The organism is Hydromonas duriensis (assembly GCF_004363775.1).
GTDB classification, from domain to species: Bacteria; Pseudomonadota; Gammaproteobacteria; order Burkholderiales; family Burkholderiaceae; genus Hydromonas; species Hydromonas duriensis.
On sequence record NZ_SNZE01000051.1, the window covers coordinates 1 to 3,867 of the forward strand.

Sequence of the window (3,867 nt, forward strand, 5' to 3'; positions counted from 1 at the left end):
TTTAGCCTGAGAGGTATGCCAATAAGATTTTATATATTTTTCCTATTGAATGAGAATACATGATGAAGTCAATAAAAAACCCCCAACTCAAAGAGCTGGGGGTTTTTGATATATAAAGCCTGACGATGACCTACTTTCACACGGGAATCCGCACTATCATTGGCGCTAAGTCGTTTCACTGTCCTGTTCGGGATGGGAAGGAGTGGTACCAACTTGCTATGGTCGTCAGGCAAAGCCTGCATTGGCTGAATTGAGTCGTTGTTACCTCAATCAGACAACATAAAATCTGGCGTCTTTGTTGATGGTTAATCCAAATGAATGGCATCAACAGACTAGAAACAAAGCAAATACAGTGGATATGTTATCGAGTGTAAAAGTGGTTTTAACTTAAATATGAGGTTAAATCACAATCAAACAAACCGTCTTACGACTGGTCAGTACGACACTTAAACTGGAGTAATCACAGTTATAAGGTCAAGCCTTACGGGCAATTAGTATTGGTTAGCTTAATGCATTACTGCACTTCCACACCCAACCTATCAACGTCCTGGTCTCGAACGACCCTTCAAAGGAGTCAAGCTCCTGGGAAATCTTATCTTCAGGCAAGTTTCCCGCTTAGATGCTTTCAGCGGTTATCTCTTCCGTACTTAGCTACCCTGCGATGCTTCTGGCGAAACAACAGGTACACCAGCGGTACGTCCATTCCGGTCCTCTCGTACTAGGAACAGCCCCCGTCAAATTTCCAGCGCCCACGGCAGATAGGGACCAAACTGTCTCACGACGTTTTAAACCCAGCTCACGTACCTCTTTAAATGGCGAACAGCCATACCCTTGGGACCGACTACAGCCCCAGGATGAGATGAGCCGACATCGAGGTGCCAAACACCGCCGTCGATATGAACTCTTGGGCGGTATCAGCCTGTTATCCCCAGAGTACCTTTTATCCGTTGAGCGATGGCCCTTCCATTCAGAACCACCGGATCACTATGTCCTGCTTTCGCACCTGCTCGACTTGTGGGTCTCGCAGTTAAGCACGCTTTTGCCATTGCACTTTACACACGATGTCCGACCGTGTTAAGCGTACCTTCGAACTCCTCCGTTACAATTTGGGAGGAGACCGCCCCAGTCAAACTGCCTACCATGCACTGTCCCCAACCCCGATTCAGGGGCCTAGGTTAGAACGTCAAATAATTCAGGGTGGTATTTCAAGGTTGACTCCACCATGGCTGGCGCCACGGCTTCAAAGTCTCCCACCTATCCTACACAAAACGATTCAACATACAATGCAAAGCTACAGTAAAGGTTCATGGGGTCTTTCCGTCTAGCCGCGGGGAGATTGCATCATCACAAACATTTCAACTTCGCTGAGTCTGCGGAGGAGACAGTGTGGCCATCGTTACGCCATTCGTGCAGGTCGGAACTTACCCGACAAGGAATTTCGCTACCTTAGGACCGTTATAGTTACGGCCGCCGTTTACTGGGACTTCAATCAAGAGCTTGCACCCCATCATTTAATCTTCCAGCACCGGGCAGGCGTCACACCCTATACGTCCACTTTCGTGTTTGCAGAGTGCTGTGTTTTTATTAAACAGTCGCAGCCACCATTTCTCTGAGACCCTGTCACGCTTAGATGTTCTCCTCACGCTACTGGGGCATACCTTCTCCCGAAGTTACGGTATTAATTTGCCGAGTTCCTTCTCCGCAGTTCTCTCAAGCGCCTTAGAATACTCATCTCGCCCACCTGTGTCGGTTTGCGGTACGGTCTTGTATGACTGAAGCTTAGAGGCTTTTCTTGGAATCACTTCCAGTTACTTCGCAACCGAAGTTGCTCGATCGATGACCTTGGCTAATGAGTGCCGGATTTGCCTAACACTCGCCTACATCACCTAAACCAACTCTTCCAACCGTTGGATAACCTTTTACGATCCGTCCCCCCATCGCATCATACAATGGTACAGGAATATTAACCTGTTTCCCATCAGCTACGCATCTCTGCCTCGCCTTAGGGGCCGACTAACCCTACGCCGATGAACGTTGCGTAGGAATCCTTGGGCTTACGGCGAGGGGGCCTTTCACCCCCTTTATCGCTACTCATGTCAGCATTCGCACTTCTGATACCTCCAGCACGCTTTTCAACGCACCTTCACAGGCTTACAGAACGCTCTCCTACCATACGTGCAAGCACGTATCCGCAGCTTCGGTTATAAGCTTAGCCCCGTTACATCTTCCGCGCAGGACGACTCGATCAGTGAGCTATTACGCTTTCTTTAAAGGGTGGCTGCTTCTAAGCCAACCTCCTGACTGTCTTAGCCTTCCCACTTCGTTTCCCACTTAGCTTATATTGGGGACCTTAGCTGGCGGTCTGGGTTGTTTCCCTCTTGACACCGGACGTTAGCACCCGATGTCTGTCTCCCAAGCTCATACTTTACGGTATTCGGAGTTTGCCATGGTTTGGTAAGTCGCAATGACCCCCTAGCCATAACAGTGCTCTACCCCCGTAAGCAATACTTGAGGCACTACCTAAATAGTTTTCGGAGAGAACCAGCTATCTCCAAGTTTGTTTAGCCTTTCACCCCTATCCACAGCTCATCCCCTAATTTTTCAACATTAGTGGGTTCGGTCCTCCAGTTGGTGTTACCCAACCTTCAACCTGGCCATGGATAGATCACTTGGTTTCGGGTCTACGCCGTGCTACTTTCGCCCTTATCAGACTCGCTTTCGCTACGCCTCCCCTATTCGGTTAAGCTCGCAACACAACGTAAGTCGCTGACCCATTATACAAAAGGTACGCAGTCACAGGACAAGCCTGCTCCTACTGTTTGTATGCATGCGGTTTCAGGATCTATTTCACTCCCCTCCCGGGGTTCTTTTCGCCTTTCCCTCACGGTACTGGTTCACTATCGGTCGATATCGAGTATTTAGCCTTGGAGGATGGTCCCCCCATCTTCAGACAGGATTTCTCGTGTCCCGCCCTACTTGTCTGATGCTTAGTACCTAGATTGAGTTTTCGTATACGGGGCTATCACCCTCTATAGCTGGACTTTCCATTCCATTCTACTAACTGAATCTATATCACATCACGGCTGGTCCCATTTCGCTCGCCACTACTTTGGGAATCTCGGTTGATTTCTTTTCCTACGGGTACTTAGATGTTTCAGTTCTCCGCGTTCGCTTCAATTGGCTATGTATTCACCAATCAATGACCCTTACGGGCCGGGTTTCCCCATTCAGACATCTCTGGATCAAAGGTCATTTGCCACCTCCCCAGAGCTTTTCGCAGGCTATCACGTCTTTCGTCGCCTGATATCGCCAAGGCATCCACCACATGCACTTAGTCACTTGACCTTATAACTCTGATTGCTCAGTCTTATAAAATCTCGTACTAGTTTGACACATACATTTACATGAGTGTATGTGTCGGTTTGTTTGCCGTAATTTCAAGTTAAGTCATTCTTTGATTATCATTGCTGATAATCGTCTTTCTTGAGAACTACTATTTTGATGCAATCTAACCCGTGTTAAAACTCATGTTCTCTTACTTCTTGATAACAATTATCTCAATCACTGTTAAATTTGCTTTGGTTTCTAGTTGTTAAAGATCAGCCGCACCTGCGGTGAGCGCATTTTTTACATGAGCCCATCATAGGTGTATAACCCTTCGTAAAAGGTTAAGTATCGACACATTCACATGCAGATACTTAATCGTTCACTTCGGTTACATAGATAAGAACAGAACAGACTAACAACTTAACAGAGGATGGTGGGTCTTGATGGACTCGAACCATCGACCCCTGCGTTATCAACACAGTGCTCTAACCAACTGAGCTAAAGACCCGTCTTCGATCCAACATTTGGTGGAGGATGACG

The 3,867-nt window shown here is 47.6% G+C and carries 1 tRNA gene and 2 rRNA genes; all 3 read right to left on the reverse strand.

Annotated features, from left to right (window positions below):
• Positions 1-117: 117 nt before the first annotated feature.
• A 5S ribosomal RNA gene (rrf, locus tag DFR44_RS11045) occupies positions 118-230 on the reverse strand.
• Between the two features lie 240 nt (positions 231-470).
• Positions 471-3,345 (reverse strand): 23S ribosomal RNA (locus DFR44_RS11050).
• Positions 3,346-3,758: 413 nt separating this feature from the next.
• A tRNA-Ile gene (locus tag DFR44_RS11055) sits at positions 3,759-3,835 on the reverse strand.
• Positions 3,836-3,867 lie beyond the last annotated feature (32 nt).